Origin of the sequence: Marinimicrobium hydrolyticum, assembly GCF_030848505.1 — a bacterium.
Lineage (GTDB): Bacteria > Pseudomonadota > Gammaproteobacteria > Pseudomonadales > Cellvibrionaceae > JAVDDU01.
In genome coordinates this window covers 488,602-504,090 of the sequence record NZ_JAVDDU010000001.1, presented here as the reverse complement: position 1 = coordinate 504,090, position 15,489 = coordinate 488,602, and the positions used below count along the sequence as shown (strand labels likewise).

Here is a 15,489-nt window from a genome sequence, read left to right as displayed (position 1 = left end):
ATCCAGGAGATCCTTTACATCTCACAGCAAAAAGCTTCGTACTAGTGTTTTGAGCCCAGGTTAACGTAAAATTGCGGGCTCTTTGAGAAATTGCTTTGGAGTTGCGTATGCCCGCTTTAGCGACACTACTGGATCAGTACCGCAGTGTTTCTCTGACCTCCAGCCGAGAACTCTATCCCGATGCCGGTGGAACAGGACTACCCCTGCTCAAAGTTGATACCAGCCTGTGCCAGGCAGTCATTTCCCTGCAGGGCGCCCAGCTCCTGGAATTTAAGAACGCCCAGGGTACTCCCCTACTCTGGCTGAGCCCCCAATGTCAGTTTGAGCCCGGCACGGCGTTGCGCGGTGGCATTCCCTTATGTCTACCTTGGTTCGGCCCCCACCCGCAGGATTCCGACAAACCCAAACACGGTTTCGCGCGCACGCGCGACTGGGAACTGGTGCAAGTGGCCGAAAGCGACGACGGTCGGTGCGAGCTGGTGTTTGAACTGATCTGCGATGCCAACCCATTGTTCGATCATGCCTTCAGCGCCGAACTGTGCATGAAGTTGGGCAAAGGCATTGACCCGCAGCTGAGCGTAACCAACCGTGATCAGCGCGCCTTTGACTGCACCTGGGCGCTGCACAGTTACTTCCCGGTGCGTAACTTGGAGGAAGTTCGAGTAAAAGGCCTTGCGGGTAAAACCTACTTGGACAACCTCGAGCAACTCGCCCCCAAAACTCAAGAGCAAGACCTGGGCTTTATCGGTGAAGTGGATCGGATGTTTCCCGGCGTCGAGCAGGCGCTGGAAATCGATGGTGAGCCAACCATCCGCATCGAGCACGATCAATGCCCTAGCGTAATCACCTGGAACCCAGGGCCGGAGCATGCCGCGAAGATGGCGGACGTGGGTGCCGGTAACGAACAAGGGTTTATTTGCGTCGAGCGAGGAGCGGTGCTGGGCGAAGCTTGGCATTTGGAGGCTGGCGAGACACGCATAGCCGGAATGAAAATTATCGAAGCTTAAATCGTCATCACCCCACCTCTACGAGGTGGGGTGATGATCGACAACAGCCTTAGCTGGGGAGTAGGTCCTTAACGGCGTCCCGCTCTTCCTGCAATTCCTTTTCAGTAGCTTGCATTTTTTCGCGAGAGAAATCATTAATTTCAACACCGGTGACGATCTGCCAATCACCGTTTTTGCACACGCACGGGAAAGAGTAAATCAGCCCTTTCTCAATGCCGTAGCTACCATCACTGTAGACACCCATGCTCACCCAATCGCCCTCGGCAGAGCCCAAGGCCCAATCGCGCACATGGAAAATAGCAGCGTTAGCGGCTGACGCGGCCGAAGATGCTCCACGCGCGTCAATAATTGCTGCACCACGCTTTTGCACGGTGGGAATAAAATCAGCTTCGTACCACTTCTGATCAATCAGGCCCATGGCGTTTTTACCGCTCACTTCGGTCTGGTGAATATCCGGGTACTGGGTCGAGGAGTGATTGCCCCAAATGGTGAGTTTGGTGATGTCATTAATGCTGCTGCCGGTTTTCTGAGCCAGTTGCGTCAATGCACGGTTGTGATCCAGACGCGTCATGGCGGTGAACTGACGCGGATCAATGTCCGGCGCGTTACGCTGGGCAATCAAGGCATTAGTGTTCGCGGGGTTGCCCACTACCAACACTTTAATGTCACGGGAGGCGTGATCGTTAATGGCTTTACCTTGCACGGAGAAAATTTTCGCATTGGCCTCAAGCAGGTCCTTACGCTCCATGCCCGGTCCACGAGGACGGGCGCCTACCAGCAGAGCGTAGTCGCTGTCTTTAAAGGCTACGTTGGCGTCGTCGGTGCACACCATTCCGGCCAACAGCGGGAAGGCACAGTCATCCAGCTCCATAGCCACGCCTTCCAAGGCCTTCAGTGCCGGAGTGATTTCCAGCATTTGCAGGATCACGGGCTGATCCGGGCCCAGCATTTCGCCAGCGGCGATTCGAAACAAAAGGGAGTAGCTGATTTGACCAGCGGCGCCGGTGACGGTAACTCGAACAGGTGCTTTCACAATAGGTCTCCGTGTTGAGAAAAGGACTGTTGACGTGGATCACCGCCACCCTGGCGGCGAGAAAGAGGTGCTTCCAGCCGTGGGGTGCGGCTCAACGGCGCTCTATTATAGGGAAGTGGGAGAAAATTTCACCTATATAGGATGGGTATGGGGCCAGTGCAGACTTGGATTCCCGATTTCGCGCACCACTTTCAGGTATAGATAATCGACTTTACTGCTTCGTAAGCAAGCCCTCGGGCCGCGCAGGGTGAGTGTTCAGCAAACGTCGTGAACCCATCCGTGGGGACTGCCTCAAAAGGTCCCTCTTTTGAGGCTTGCTGAACACTCACCCTGCACGTCCCCTGTTAACCTGAGGCTATGGCATTCTTTTCTCAAACCACAAAGACAAGAATTACTCCGAACAGCACTACGCTTTCGCGGGAATGACAGGAGGGCTTAGCAGAGCTCAACCGCGTCATCCCCGCGAAGGCGGGGATCCAGAAACGAGTCGATAGCCCAACTCGCCCCTTCGGCGCGCTACTCGCCTTCCACCCCGGTGATCACCTTGACCGTGCCCCACGATTTGCACCCGGGGCACAGCCAATGCAACTGATTACCGGTAAAGCCACACTGTTCGCAAAAGTAGCCGGGCTTCTGTTCCAATACTTGATCCAGCAATTGTTTCAGCAACTGAAGGTTTTCCCGCGCGCGGCCTTCAGAGTGCATCAAATGCAACTCAACCAAGCGACTTAATGCCTTAATGGTGGGCCGCTCGCGCAGCTGTTGCGCCAGGAAATCAGCGGCGGCAAAGTCGTCCTTGGACCAGCGAATTTGCTCTGCCATTCTAATGACCAGAGTACTGCTGGGGTACTGCGCCAGCAGCTCCTCCAGGTAGCGCTGCATGCCCCGCTTGTCTCCCAGCTTGGTGTAGCAATCACACACCAAATCCAGGGACTCGATAATCATATCCGGGTCTTGCGCGGGCACTTTTTGCAAAAGCTTGAGCGCTTCCCGGTAATTCCCCAACTGATACTCCATGCTGCCCCAGAGCAAACTGGCACGCACCGAGTGTTTGTCGTAACTGAGGGCCTGTTGCAGGTAGCGCCTAGCGGTCACTACGTCATTTTTGTCCAGCGCCTGCTCGGCCAATTCGCAGCAAAAATGCGCACGCGCCCTGCCCCGTCCGACTGCGGTTTTACCAAAACGACGATTGCTTAATTGGTTGGCCGCCTGGATGGCCTTTTCCCATTCGCGCTCGTTTTGATAGATTTCCACCAGGTGTTCGAGCGCTTCGGACTTGTACTGACTGCCTGCGTCCACCAGTTCCTGCAATAAGCCTTCAGCGCGATCCAGCAGGCCGGCCTTAATAAAATCCCGAGCAAGCTCCAGCTGCGCTTCATGCAACTGAGGCGTCGTTAGGCTGGGACGAGCCAGAAGGTTTTGGTGAATTTTGGTCGCCTTGGCAATTTCACCTCTGCGGCGCAGCAGGTTTCCCAAGGCAAGGTGGGTATCCAGGGTATCGGAATTGACCTCAAGGGAATCGATAAAAGCGTCCATGGCCCCGTCGGCCTGCTCGTTGAGCAGATAATTCAGGCCCCGAAAATAGCTCTGGGTGGAGTGCCGGCCCTCATTGTCCGCCCGCTTGCTCCGATAGCGCCAGCCCAGAAAAAAACCGATGGCGATCGCAAGCAACAGCAGGGCAAAAAGCCCGAAGTCCATCATGGTGCTCAATCTCGCAGGGGTTGCGTCCGTAACTTGGTCAGCTCTTTTTCACACAGCGCCAAGTGCCGGTCGCGGGATTTGAGTTGCCGCCGTAGTCTAAACATGGAGAGCGAACTAAGAATAAAACCCACCAGCACGCCGATGGCTGCAAAAATCAGCAACCACACGCCCAATGGCAAGCTGGGAAGGGCCAGCCCCACTAAGGTGACCGGTACCACAACGCTGTTCTCCAGGGCGAACCAGATACCGAGAATAAACGCCAGAACGACAAGAGCAATTTGCAACCACCGGAAAAACGCTTTCATTTCAAAAACCTCCGGAGCCCGCTTTTTGAAGTGAGCACAAAGTGAGCAGGAACACGGGAGATAAGAAACCGGGCTCCGAAAAAACTCAGCATGTTAATTGTGCAGGCTTTCATTAACACGGTCGCGCATCTCCTTGCCCGGCTTAAAGTGGGGGACGTACTTGCCGTCGAGTTGAACCGTTTCGCCGGTTTTAGGGTTGCGCCCCATACGGGGTGCCCGGTAGTGCAGCGAGAAGCTGCCAAAACCGCGGATTTCAATACGCTCACCCGTAGCCAGAACATCGGACATGTGGTCCAGCAGTAGCTTCACCGCCAATTCAATATCCTTTACTGGCAGGTGATCCTGCTGCTCCGCAATGTATTCGATCAGTTCCGATTTGGTCATGACTGTGCCCAGTTGTTAAGAGTATCAGGCCAACCCGTGCATAAATCCCCAGGAATTTTGTCCAATTTCAAAGACTTACGCGTAGCTTATAACTTAACCATGAGACAAGCAAGAGGACTCTTGAGCGCCATACAAAACGGGCCTGACCGCCGTTGTGGCAGCCAGGCCCGCGCGCCGTTCGGAGCGCTAGTTACTCAGTTCCAACAGGAGCTTATTGAGCCGCTGCACGTAGGCGGCGGGGTCCTCCAATTGGGCACCTTCGGCCAGATTCGCTTGCTCAAACAACACCTTCGCCAGGTCGGAAAAACGTTCCTCATTGCTTTCCCGATCCAGTTTTTGCACCAGGGGGTGGTCCGGGTTGAGCTCAAAGCTCGGTTTGCTGTCCGGCAGTGCCTGGCCGGCCTGTTCCAGAATACGGCGCATCTGGGCACCCATCTCGTGCTCCGCCACCACCACACAGGCCGGTGATTCGGTCAGCCGGTGAGTGATGCGAACCTCATCCACGTCATTTTCCAGGGCTTTCTTAACGCGCTCCAGCAAAGGCTTCAGATCCTCGGCCACCTTCTCCTGGGCCTGCTTTTCTTCTTCGCTGTCCAGCTTGCCCAGATCCAATTCACCTTTACCCACGTCCTGTAGGGATTTGCCGTCGTACTCGGCCAGGTGACTCATCAGCCATTCGTCTACGCGGTCTGACAGCAGCAGTACTTCGATGCCTTTCTTACGAAACACTTCCAAGTGTGGGCTGCTCTTGGCGGTGTTGAAGTTCTCGGCGGCGATGTAGTAAATCTTGTCCTGCCCTTCTGGCATACGCGCAATATAGTCATCCAACGATTGATCTTGCTCTGGCTTATCCGTGTGAGTGGATGAAAACCGCAGCAGTTGAGCAATTTTTTCCCGGTTGGCGTAGTCCTCGGCAGGCCCTTCTTTCAGCACCTGACCAAACTCTTTCCAGAAGGCGGCGTACTGCTCTGGCTCTTTCTTGGCCAGCTTGGACAGCATGTCCAGAACCCGCTTGGTGAGTGCTGAACGCATGGTGTCGATTTGCGGGTCCTTTTGCAGAATCTCCCGGGACACGTTCAGGGACAGATCATTGGAGTCCACTACACCCTTGATAAAGCGCAGGTACAAGGGCAAAAACTGCTCGGCATCGTCCATGATAAAGGTGCGCCGCACATAGAGCTTCACACCGCGGGAGGCATCTCGGTTGTACAGGTCAAACGGCGCGCGAGAAGGTACGTACAGGAGGCTGGTGTAATCCAACTTGCCCTCAACCCGGTTGTGACTCCAGGTAAGCGGATCGGCAAAATCGTGGCTGACGTGTTTGTAAAACTCTTTGTATTCCTCTTCGCTGATGTCCGAGCGTGAGCGAGTCCACAAGGCCGTAGCGGTGTTGATCACTTCGTCTTCGGGCTCTTGTTTTTCCTCTTCATCAGCCGCTACCGGCTTTTCCATGACCACGGGAATTTCAATGTGGTCAGAATACTTTTTGACGATGCTGCGCAGACGCCAGTTATCGGCAAACTCGACTGCATCTTCTTTAAGGTGCAATTCAATGGTTGTGCCACGCTGGGGCTTTTCCATTTGTTCAACGCTGAATTCGGACTCGCCCTGGCTTTCCCAGCGCACACCTTCATTGGCCGGGTCTCCGGCTTTACGGCTGGTGACCACCACTTTATCGGCGACGATAAAAGCCGAGTAAAAACCGACCCCGAACTGCCCTATCAGATGTGAGTCTTTCTTCTGGTCGCCGGTCAGTTTCTCCATAAACTGGGCGGTGCCGGACTTGGCGATGGTACCCAGGTGGTCAATCACCTCTTCGCGGTTCATGCCAATGCCGTTGTCAGACACGGTGATGGTTTTGGCCTCTTTATCGAAACTGACGCGAATCTTCAGCTCGCTATCGCCCTCGTACAAAGAGTCGTCGCTCACAGCGCGAAAGCGCAGCTTGTCAGCGGCGTCCGAGGCGTTGGAAATCAGTTCCCGTAAAAAGATTTCCCTATTGGAATACAGGGAGTGAATCATCAAGTGCAGTAACTGCTTGGCTTCGGTCTGGAAACCCAGCGTTTCTTTGTTGGCTTGGACGGTCATGCGGTCGCTCCTGTCGAAAAAAACTACCGGCGGCCTACTGGCCCCCGTGAATAAGCCGCCCTTCCCCCGCTCCTCTACCGTGAAAGCGCTAAGAAAGGCGAAAAAGTCGGCTAGCGCAAAGGTGGGGGCTGGCTACTGACAATTCAAGGGCGCCGGGCTTTAATTAGCTGCATGCACCACGCCCCTATGGCCCCGCCGTGATCGTTTAAACCGCCCATTTCCCGTGTGACAGCGGTCCCCCTATGGGGTAGGCTAATTTGAGTTATTCATTCAGAAGGAGCATTCCATGTGGCTACAAACCGACATCCGTTTGGCGCCGAAAAGCCGGGGTTTTCACCTGATCACCTCGGAGGTCGTCAAAGGGTTGCCTGATTTTGAGAAGATGCGCTGCGGACTATTGCATCTGTTTATCCAGCACACCTCGGCGTCGCTGACCATCAACGAAAATGCCGACCCCACCGTGCGCCAGGATCTGGAAAGTCATTTCAATGAATTTGTGCCGGAGCGGGCTCCCTACTACCGTCACGATTATGAGGGCGATGATGATATGCCCGCGCACATCAAAAGCTGCATCCTCGGCTCAAGCGTCACAGTTCCCATCACGGACGGGCAACTAAACCTGGGCACCTGGCAGGGCATTTATTTGTGCGAACACCGCAACCACGGCGGAGCGCGCCACCTGGTGGCGACGTTAAATGGTGAAGCTTAAAAAAGAGCGTTGAAAATCGACGAAAAGCCGGCATATCTTCGTCATGTAATTTTCTGAGCGAGCGAAACACTTATGGAGTACAAGGATTACTACAAAACGCTGGGCCTGGAGCGTGACGCCACCCAGGACGACGTTAAGCGCGCTTACCGAAAATTAGCGCGTAAGTATCACCCGGACGTCAACAAAGACGCCGACGCCGAAGACAAATTTAAAGAACTGGGCGAAGCCTACGAAGTTCTAAAAGACCCGGAAAAACGCGCCGCCTACGACCAATTGGGCAAGGGCCCTCGCCCTGGCGAGGAGTTCCGCCCGCCACCGGGTTGGGACGCCGGCTTCGAGTTCAGCGGCGGCGGTTTTACCGACGCCAGCGGCGGTGGCTTCAGCGACTTTTTCGAGAATCTATTCGGTGGCGGTTTCCACACGGCTGGCACTCACCGCCGGCCAGGAGGCGCCCATGGATTCAGCAGTGACGGCGAGGACCACCACGCCAAAGTGTTGATTGACTTGGAGGACGCTTTTGCAGGCGCCACCCGGCAAATGACCTTGCAACAAGCGGTGGTGGATGACGACGGGCGGGTCCGCAACAAGCCCCGAACCCTCAATGTCAAAATACCCAAGGGGGTCAAACTCGGGCAAAGCATCCGCCTAACTGGCCAAGGCGGCCCCGCCATGGGGCGCGGTCGCCCCGGCGACTTGTATCTGAAAATAGAACTGCGGCCACACCGTCTGTATCGGGTAGACGGTCGGGACTTGTACCTGGACCTGCCGCTCGCCCCCTGGGAAGCCGCCTTGGGCGCCACGGTACAAGTGCCCACTCCGAAGGGCAAAGTGGAGCTGAAGATTCCCGCGGGTACCCGCAACGGACGAAAACTGCGTCTGAAAGGCCGCGGTCTTCCCAGTGATCCACCCGGCGACCTCTACGCTCAGGTCGGTATTGCTTTACCTCCGGCCAATACCGAGGAGGCCCGAGCGCTGTATCAGCGAATGGCGGAGGTCAGCCACTTCAACCCCCGGTCACACCTGGAGTCCTGACATGCAACCGACGAACATCACCACCCTCAGCGGCTGTATTGTGGAAGACGAACTGGAGCTGACGCTGGGCGAATTAACCCGCGCCTGCAGCGTGCGCGCCGATTTCATAGTGGAACTGGTGGATGAAGGCATAATCCAGCCGCGCAACCCCACCAGCTCAAAGTGGACCTTCGGCGGCGAAAGCCTGCCGCGCCTGCGCACAGCGGTTAATTTGCAGCGGGATCTGGACATCAATCTGGCCGGAGTGGCGCTAGCGCTGGAACTGATGGAGGAAATCGAAGCGCTGCGCGCAGAGTTGAATCGGCGGCCCGGACTGGACGACCGTTAGCCCCTCAAAACGGCGGCGCACTTTCAAACCGTACGGTTTTCCCCGTCGCCGGATCGGTAAACGTCAGCTCCGTGGCATGCAGAAGCAACCGATCCGCCATGCTCAGGGCCTCCGGATGAGCGTAGAAGCCACACCCGAGAATGGGATAGCCGAGCGCCTGCATGTGGAGGCGCAATTGGTGGGAACGGCCAGTCACCGGATAGAGAGCCACACGGCTGGTATTGGCTTCCGGATCCCGCCCCAGAACCCGATAGTCCGTCACCGACGCCTTCCCCTCTTCCGTGATACGGTATTTCGGCCGCTGCTCTGGATCGGGCGCAATGGGCAAATCGATGCGACCGGAATCCTGCTCCACCAACCCGTACACCAGCGCTGTATAGCACTTTTGCACCGAGCGTTGCTGGAACTGCCGACTCAAGTGGGACAAAGCACTTTTGCTCAAGGGCACTACCATCAGCCCCGAGGTGTCGAAATCCAGCCGGTGTACGGCGGTGGCGCCGGGGTACTCCGCCTGCAGCCGGCTGATCACACAATCCCGGTTTTTCGGGCTGCGCCCCGGTACGCTTAACAGGCGCGTAGGCTTGTCCACCACCAGGTACTCCGACGCCGCGTGCAATAGCTGCAGGGGTTCTTCACAGGGGGGAAGGACAAACAACTTGTCCAATTCATCAGTCATAAAACAGCCCGAGCTCCAACGACACATGCCCTCTTTCCGGGCCGAGTTTTTTTAGGCATGATGCTCACCTCATCAACAGAGATTACCCATGGCAAAGCAGCAAGACGATCAGCACCAGAAACCCAACTTCCTGCACATTGTACTGAGCACTGTGGCCGCCGCTTTTGGGGTTCAAAGCAACAAAAATCGGGAGCGGGATTTTAAGGGTGGGAGTATTTACACCTACATCGCTGCCGGAGTGATTTTCACCACTCTGTTCGTGCTGGCGGTCATACTGGTGGTGCGCACCGTTCTAGCCAATGCCGGGCTGTAGCGGCCCGGCGCTCATTTTACATATGCCGCCACAAGTTAACGGTTTCGATATCTCCCGCACGCAGTAGCTTCTGTACATTGGTTTTGAACGCGCGCAATTCCGTGGGATGCATCTGATCCAGAAACAGCTGCTGGTGATCCCGCGCCGCCGTGTTCAGCTCGTTCATCAGGGTTACGCCCTGACGGGTAATCAGAATTTTCACTGAGCGACGATCCAACCCGTCGTGCATCCGCTCCACCAGTTTTTTGGCCTCCAGCCGATCCAGCAGGCGCGTTACGGCCGACCGATCCACCCCAATGTTATCCGCAATCTGCGCGGGCGTGTTGGCCAGCTCATGGTGCAGCACATTGAGGATCATCCACTGAGGGTACGTCACTTCCCAGTCTGCCAGCTTCTGATTAAAGGTGTCTTTCATGGCACTGGCCAGGCGACTGATCCAGAAGGTAAAGCTGTTGTGCAGATGAAAGTCTCGCTGGGTATTCTTGGGTGCAGACATCTCATTCTCCAGAGGCTGGTACGTAAGTGGAGAATGGTGACAGAATTTAGTTGCCTGAGCAACTTAATGACGGGCTGGCATACACAGAACGGGGATTTCTTGCCTGGTGAAACAGGCCAGGGAGTAGGAGCGGGCCATAATGGCCCGCGCAGGAGGCAGCGGCGCTTATTGGCCGGCAATCCACCAAATGCAGGCCACTACAAAAACAGTGATCAGTCCTACGGCGGCAAAAGCGTCAGTCAGGCTGTCGTCCCGCTCTTTAGTTTCGGTTTGGTCGTGCGTGTGTTCAGTTCCCATAAGGCTAGTTTCTCTCTGCAAAAATGAGCTCCGAGGCCCGCAGGCACCCGGATGTCGCGGGGTTTTATACACAAGCGCTTAGGAAAAAACAAGCGCCGGGTCAATATATAACCAATCCCTATGAGCTTAGCGGAAAACGTTCGTTCAGTCGTATCACGAATCTTGTTAAGGTCGCCCTACAGTAGTCCGAAACCGCCTGCCCCGCCGTGCCGCCACAGCTCGCGCGGGGCGGTGTTTTGGTGTATTCTGCGCGCCTGTTTTCGCCGCCCGCCCCCAGAGTGGGTTAGCTCGGCGGCGCTCTACCCAGGTGTTAACCGTTTGGCAGTGCAGGTGTTCTAGCCGTTATGTACATATACGATCAGTACGACCACGAGATTCTTAAGCAGCGGGTGGCCCAATTCCGCGACCAGATGCAGCGTTTTCTGGCGGGGGAGATTGACCCGGAAGAATTCCGGCCCCTGCGCCTGCAAAACGGCCTCTACATCCAGCGTCTGGCGCCCATGCTGCGCATCAACGTGCCCTACGGCATGCTTAACAGCCGCCAGCTGCGCCGCTTGGCCCACATAACCCGGCACTACGACAAGGGTTATTGCCACGTCAGCACCCGTCAGAACATCCAGATCAACTGGCCGGACCTCACCGAGGTGCCGGACATCTTGGCCGAACTGGCGGAAGTGGAAATGCACTGCACCCAGTCCAGCGGCGACTGCATTCGCAACATTACCTCCGACCAATTTGCGGGCGTTACCCAGGACGAAATCGTCGACCCTCGCCCCTACTGCGAGATTATTCGGCAGTGGTCCAGCTTCCACCCGGAGTTTGCCTTCCTCCCGCGCAAGTTCAAGATCGCCATCACCGGCTCCGAGCAGGACCGGGCCGCCATCCAGGTGCACGACATCGGCCTGCAAGTGGTGCGCAATGACGCTGGCGACGTGGGCTTTAAAGTCTATGTGGGCGGCGGCCTGGGCCGCACACCAGTGATCGGCAGCCTGATTCGAGACTTCGTGCCCCAGGAGCAGATTCTCTCTTACCTGGAAGCCATACTGCGTATTTACAACCAGCTCGGCCGTCGGGACAACAAGTTCAAAGCCCGCATCAAGATTTTGGTGCGCGCCTTGGGGCCGGAGGCTTTTGCTCAAAAAGTCGAGCAAGAGTTTGAGCACCTGAAGAACGACAACAACACCCTGACCCAGGAAGAAATCGCCCGCGCCAAGAGCTTCTTTACCGAGCCCGCCTACGAGACGCTGGACGATGCCAAAATCCAGGCCGAGGTAGAGCAACACGCGAGCGAAACATTGGCTTTCAGCAAGTGGCTGCAGCGCAACGTGCGTGCCCACCGCGTAGCTGGATACGCCTCCGTCACTCTGTCTCTCAAGCCCACCGGCGTGGCGCCGGGGGACATTACCGACCGCCAGTTGGAAATCATTGCCGACCTGGCCGATAGCTACAGCTTTGGCGAGGTGCGCACCACCCATGAGCAAAATATCGTTCTGGCGGATGTGAAAAAAGCCGATTTGTTCGAGCTGTGGCAGAAAGCCAAACAAGCGGGCTTTGCCACACCCAACATCGGCACCCTGACCGACATTATCTGCTGCCCCGGTGGGGACTTCTGCTCCCTGGCCAACGCCAAGTCCATCCCCATCGCCGAGGCCATACAGCGCCAGTTCGACGATTTGGATTATGTGTATGACCTGGGCAACCTGGATCTGAACATTTCCGGTTGCATGAACGCCTGTGGCCATCACCACGTGGGCCACATCGGTATTTTGGGTGTGGACAAAAAAGGCGCGGAATTCTACCAAGTGCAGCTGGGCGGTAACGCCGCGAATGATGCTTCCCTGGGCAACGTGCTCGGCCCCTCCTTCGGTGCCGAAGAAATGCCCGAGGTGATTCAGAAGATCATCGACGTGTACGTGGAAAACCGTACCGAGGAAGAACAGTTTATTGACACCTATCGCCGCCTGGGCACCAAACCTTTTAAGGAGCGCGTCTATGCCAAAGCTAGTTAAAGACGGCGCCATTGTCGACAATCAATGGACCCTGCTGGAAAAGCCCGAGGGCGAGCCGAGTGCGGTGAATGTGCCTGCTGGTCAAGTCATTGTGCCCCTGTCGGTTTGGCAGGCGCAGCAAGACACCCTGAGCCAGCGCAACGATGTGGGCGTTTGGCTGGACAGTGACGAAACACCTGACCGACTGGGCGATGCCCTTCAAGCGCTGCCGCTGATCGCGGTCAACTTCCCCGTCTTCAAAGATGGACGCGCGTTTTCCAGCGCCCGCCTCCTGCGCGAGCGCTACGGTTATACCGGCGAAGTACGCGCCATAGGGCACTTTATTCGCGACCAACTGTGCTACCTGCGCCGGTGTGGAGTGAACGCGTTTGATTTTGGCGCTCAAGAGATTGACCTGGAACAGGCTCTGAAATCCTTAAACGATTTTACCGAGTACTATCAGGCCGCCAGCGACGAACGTCTGCCCCTATTCCGCCGCCGGGCATCTTAATCCGGCACTTGTGTTCTCCGGGCGGCTCAACCGCCCGGGGGCGCACTTTCCAACCCCCCCACCCCTTCAAACTTCCCATAACGACTTCACATTGAAGCGGCGCTTCGCAGCACCGGTTTGACCAGCTTTCAATTCTGACATAGCCTGCTAGTAGGAACCGTATCTGCGGATACAGGCAATGAGCACCAAGGTCACCGACACCCAGCGTCTGCCATAGGAGCCGTTTGTGAAAGCATTTTTCAGCCCCCATCAGAACAAGCACAGCCCGAAAACCTACCTTTCCCGCGGGCAAATGCGCGAACCCCAGGAGTTGCCGGAACGCACAGCCGAGTTGCTTGAAGGCCTCAAAGCGCTGGGCGTGGAAGTGTCCGAGCCCAGCGACTACGGAATGGAAACCATTGGCAAAGTGCACAGCCTGGATTACCTGCGCTTTTTAGAATCCGCCCACCGGCGCTGGAAAGAAAGCCCCGAAGACTGGGGTGATGAAGTCATGTCCAACATCTTTGTGCGCGAACCCAACGCGCTGCGCGGAATCCTGGCGGAATCCGCCCGTTACCAAGCGGACGGTAGCTGCCCCATCGGCGAGAACACTTGGGAAGCGGCCTATTGGTCCGCCCAAAGCGCGCTTTCCGGAGCCAACGAACTGATCAACGGCGAGCAACGGGCCTATGCCCTGTGCCGCCCACCGGGCCACCACGCTCGGCGCGACGCCGCCGGCGGTTTTTGCTACCTAAACAACGCCGCCATCGCCGCTGAAGCCCTACTGCCGCAGTTTCCCCGCCTGGCCATCCTGGACCCGGACATGCACCACGGCCAGGGCGTGCAGGAAATTTTCTACGAGCGCAATGACGTACTCTACGTGTCCATTCACGGTGACCCCACCAACTTCTACCCGGTAGTGAGCGGCCACGAAGACGAACGCGGCTCCGGCCCTGGCGAGGGCTACAACATCAACCTACCCATGCCCCACGGCTCACCGGAGTCTACGTTTTTCGACCGCTTGGACGAAGCCACCCAAGCGATTCGGCTGTTTCAACCTCAAGCCCTGATCGTGGCGCTGGGCTTCGATACCTACCACCTGGACCCACAAGCCAAAGTCGCCGTAACCAGCACCGGCTTTCGCCGCATGGGGCAAGTCATCAACAGCCTGGATTTACCCACTCTGGTGGTTCAGGAAGGCGGTTACCACGTGCAAACCCTGGCGGAAAACGCCCAGGAGTTTTTTAACGGGTTGAGATAGCTCTGGAGGTGGGGCCCGCCTGACGCTTAAACTGGTCGGGGTCCCGCTACGTTTTTCGCTGGCAGCGTTGTTTACAGCCTTTCAGGACAATGCGATGATTGCCAGACAGCCGATGCAGCCAGCCCTGCAACCTATTGATGACGCCGCAAACGGCTATGGAGACCCCACCATGCAAGCCGCCAAACAAGATGCCCTCAACACCATTAATCAGCTGCCTGATAACGCTGACATGGAAGAAATTATGTACCGTCTCTATGTGCTCGACAAAGTCCGCAAGGGGCAAGAAGCCGTGGAGCAAGGTAAAACCCTAACCAGCGAGCAACTGCAACGCGACATTGATTCATGGTGATTTGGTCACACCCTGCCAAGGCTGACCTCAAACATATTCATGATTTTATTGCTGAGGATTCAAGGCACTATGCCAAGAAGGTGGCCCAGGAGATTCGGGAGAAAGCCGATTCGCTCAGCGAGCTACCTAGCATTGGCAAGGCGGTTGCTGAGATCGGTAAGCCCTACATCCGGGAGTTGCCTATTTACTCTTACCGGATCATTTATGAAGTCACAGATCAGCATATTTATGTCCTAGCCGTAATCCATAAACGGCGAGATTTTAAAGCGGAGGACTTGCCCTAAACCGCTGAGTTAGCGCCTTCCTCATCTTATCTCGAACAAAGTACCGGAATAGCTGCACCCATAGGGAAGTCGATAAAAGCCCTGGGGAAGCAGGCTAATGATATGCCGTACTCCATCTTCTTGTTGCCGAGCACTCGCAAGAACCTCGTACTGATTTCCCTGACCACCCATAACACTTAACGTCTGGTCATCTACAAGCTTCCATAAGGTGGTTTCCAAAAGATCACCCTCACCGGAAAAGAACACCACCGAACCGTCCCGCTCAAAGTGCGCTGTAAAGTTTTGCTCGCAATCAATCGCCGCAAACTCAACATCATCTACAGACAAAGGCTCCGTCGGTATCTCCTCAGCCTGACCTTTTTCGCCCACATGGCCGGGATCAAGATACAACCCCATATTTTTTGCGGTATAGCGATGATTCTGCGCTTCACGCTCAAACACGTTGGGAACCACAAATCCGCTGGCTTCCAAATGGGAAATAATTCCATAGGCCTCAAACCGCCCCAGAACACCGCCTCCGTAAACCAGCGCACTCCCGTGACCGCGATACGGCGAGGTGTTGGATCGCATTACTACCCGATAACCCCCTTCCTCCAGCAGATTCCGTACGTAATCGACTGTAGAAGGCTCCGTCCCATCAGGATGAAGGTGAACCACTGTTCGGTTATCTTGAAATAACTGGCAGCTCGTCAGTATCGGAGCCATTAAAGCCAATAGCAGTATCACTCTCCGCATAACTTACTCCTTG

General features: G+C 56.1%; 19 protein-coding genes. 10 read left to right on the top strand and 9 right to left on the bottom strand.

The window, feature by feature from the left end; all coding sequences use genetic code 11:
* Positions 1–107: 107 nt before the first annotated feature.
* Positions 108–1,007: a D-hexose-6-phosphate mutarotase gene (locus RBH33_RS02220; protein WP_306730489.1), complete on the top strand. Its 900-nt coding sequence runs from the start codon at positions 108–110 to the stop codon at positions 1,005–1,007.
* A 49-nt stretch (positions 1,008–1,056) separates the two neighbouring features.
* Here RBH33_RS02220 and RBH33_RS02215 read toward each other — a convergent pair whose 3' ends face one another.
* The 5 genes from RBH33_RS02215 to htpG form a co-directional block, all read right to left on the bottom strand.
* Positions 1,057–2,040 (bottom strand): malate dehydrogenase, encoded by a 984-nt coding sequence (locus RBH33_RS02215; RefSeq protein WP_306730488.1) that lies wholly within the window; start codon positions 2,038–2,040, stop codon positions 1,057–1,059.
* Positions 2,041–2,556: 516 nt separating this feature from the next.
* Positions 2,557–3,741 (bottom strand): lipopolysaccharide assembly protein LapB, encoded by a 1,185-nt coding sequence (gene lapB, locus RBH33_RS02210; RefSeq protein ID WP_306730487.1) that lies wholly within the window; start codon positions 3,739–3,741, stop codon positions 2,557–2,559.
* A 5-nt stretch (positions 3,742–3,746) separates the two neighbouring features.
* Positions 3,747–4,046: a LapA family protein gene (locus RBH33_RS02205; protein ID WP_306730486.1), complete on the bottom strand. Its 300-nt coding sequence runs from the start codon at positions 4,044–4,046 to the stop codon at positions 3,747–3,749.
* A 93-nt stretch (positions 4,047–4,139) separates the two neighbouring features.
* Positions 4,140–4,430: an integration host factor subunit beta gene (gene ihfB, locus RBH33_RS02200; RefSeq protein ID WP_306730485.1), complete on the bottom strand. Its 291-nt coding sequence runs from the start codon at positions 4,428–4,430 to the stop codon at positions 4,140–4,142.
* Between the two features lie 186 nt (positions 4,431–4,616).
* Positions 4,617–6,518, bottom strand: coding sequence for a molecular chaperone HtpG (gene htpG, locus RBH33_RS02195; RefSeq protein WP_306730484.1), 1,902 nt, complete (start codon positions 6,516–6,518; stop codon positions 4,617–4,619).
* A gap of 286 nt (positions 6,519–6,804) precedes the next feature.
* On the opposite strand from htpG, the gene RBH33_RS02190 reads away from it, so the two are divergent.
* From RBH33_RS02190 to RBH33_RS02180, 3 genes are all read left to right on the top strand, one after another.
* Positions 6,805–7,227 carry a secondary thiamine-phosphate synthase enzyme YjbQ gene (locus tag RBH33_RS02190; RefSeq protein ID WP_306730483.1) on the top strand — a complete coding sequence of 141 codons (423 nt, stop codon included), beginning with the start codon at positions 6,805–6,807 and terminating at the stop codon, positions 7,225–7,227.
* Positions 7,228–7,299: 72 nt separating this feature from the next.
* Complete coding sequence (locus tag RBH33_RS02185) at positions 7,300–8,259, top strand: DnaJ C-terminal domain-containing protein (RefSeq protein ID WP_306730482.1); 960 nt, start codon at positions 7,300–7,302, stop codon at positions 8,257–8,259.
* A gap of 1 nt (position 8,260) precedes the next feature.
* Complete coding sequence (locus RBH33_RS02180) at positions 8,261–8,587, top strand: chaperone modulator CbpM (protein ID WP_306730481.1); 327 nt, start codon at positions 8,261–8,263, stop codon at positions 8,585–8,587.
* Between the two features lie 4 nt (positions 8,588–8,591).
* On the opposite strand, the gene RBH33_RS02175 is transcribed toward RBH33_RS02180, so the two are convergent.
* A complete protein-coding gene (locus RBH33_RS02175) occupies positions 8,592–9,263 on the bottom strand; it encodes a pseudouridine synthase (protein ID WP_306730480.1) in 672 nt (223 codons plus the stop codon).
* 88 nt (positions 9,264–9,351) lie between these two features.
* On the opposite strand from RBH33_RS02175, the gene RBH33_RS02170 reads away from it, so the two are divergent.
* Positions 9,352–9,576 carry a DUF2970 domain-containing protein gene (locus tag RBH33_RS02170; RefSeq protein ID WP_306730479.1) on the top strand — a complete coding sequence of 75 codons (225 nt, stop codon included), beginning with the start codon at positions 9,352–9,354 and terminating at the stop codon, positions 9,574–9,576.
* Positions 9,577–9,592: 16 nt separating this feature from the next.
* On the opposite strand, the gene RBH33_RS02165 is transcribed toward RBH33_RS02170, so the two are convergent.
* Together RBH33_RS02165 and RBH33_RS02160 are read right to left on the bottom strand one after the other, a co-directional pair.
* Positions 9,593–10,072, bottom strand: coding sequence for a MarR family winged helix-turn-helix transcriptional regulator (locus tag RBH33_RS02165; protein WP_306730478.1), 480 nt, complete (start codon positions 10,070–10,072; stop codon positions 9,593–9,595).
* Between the two features lie 165 nt (positions 10,073–10,237).
* A complete protein-coding gene (locus tag RBH33_RS02160; protein ID WP_306730477.1) occupies positions 10,238–10,369 on the bottom strand; it encodes a hypothetical protein in 132 nt (43 codons plus the stop codon).
* 344 nt (positions 10,370–10,713) lie between these two features.
* On the opposite strand from RBH33_RS02160, the gene RBH33_RS02155 reads away from it, so the two are divergent.
* The 5 genes from RBH33_RS02155 to RBH33_RS02135 all read left to right on the top strand — a co-directional run bounded on the left by RBH33_RS02155 (position 10,714) and on the right by RBH33_RS02135 (position 14,741).
* Positions 10,714–12,378: a nitrite/sulfite reductase gene (locus tag RBH33_RS02155; protein ID WP_306730476.1), complete on the top strand. Its 1,665-nt coding sequence runs from the start codon at positions 10,714–10,716 to the stop codon at positions 12,376–12,378.
* Positions 12,362–12,868, top strand: a complete 507-nt coding sequence (locus RBH33_RS02150) for a DUF934 domain-containing protein (protein ID WP_306730475.1) — start codon at positions 12,362–12,364, stop codon at positions 12,866–12,868. Before RBH33_RS02155 ends, RBH33_RS02150 begins: the two co-directional genes overlap by 17 nt.
* A 226-nt stretch (positions 12,869–13,094) precedes the next feature.
* Positions 13,095–14,108 carry a histone deacetylase family protein gene (locus tag RBH33_RS02145; RefSeq protein ID WP_306730474.1) on the top strand — a complete coding sequence of 338 codons (1,014 nt, stop codon included), beginning with the start codon at positions 13,095–13,097 and terminating at the stop codon, positions 14,106–14,108.
* A 94-nt stretch (positions 14,109–14,202) separates the two neighbouring features.
* On the top strand, positions 14,203–14,457 hold the full coding sequence (locus RBH33_RS02140; protein ID WP_306730473.1) for a hypothetical protein: 255 nt from the start codon (positions 14,203–14,205) through the stop codon (positions 14,455–14,457).
* Positions 14,451–14,741: a type II toxin-antitoxin system RelE/ParE family toxin gene (locus tag RBH33_RS02135; protein WP_306730472.1), complete on the top strand. Its 291-nt coding sequence runs from the start codon at positions 14,451–14,453 to the stop codon at positions 14,739–14,741. Before RBH33_RS02140 ends, RBH33_RS02135 begins: the two co-directional genes overlap by 7 nt.
* 21 nt (positions 14,742–14,762) lie before the next feature.
* Here RBH33_RS02135 and RBH33_RS02130 read toward each other — a convergent pair whose 3' ends face one another.
* Positions 14,763–15,476 carry a hypothetical protein gene (locus RBH33_RS02130; RefSeq protein ID WP_306730471.1) on the bottom strand — a complete coding sequence of 238 codons (714 nt, stop codon included), beginning with the start codon at positions 15,474–15,476 and terminating at the stop codon, positions 14,763–14,765.
* Positions 15,477–15,489 lie beyond the last annotated feature (13 nt).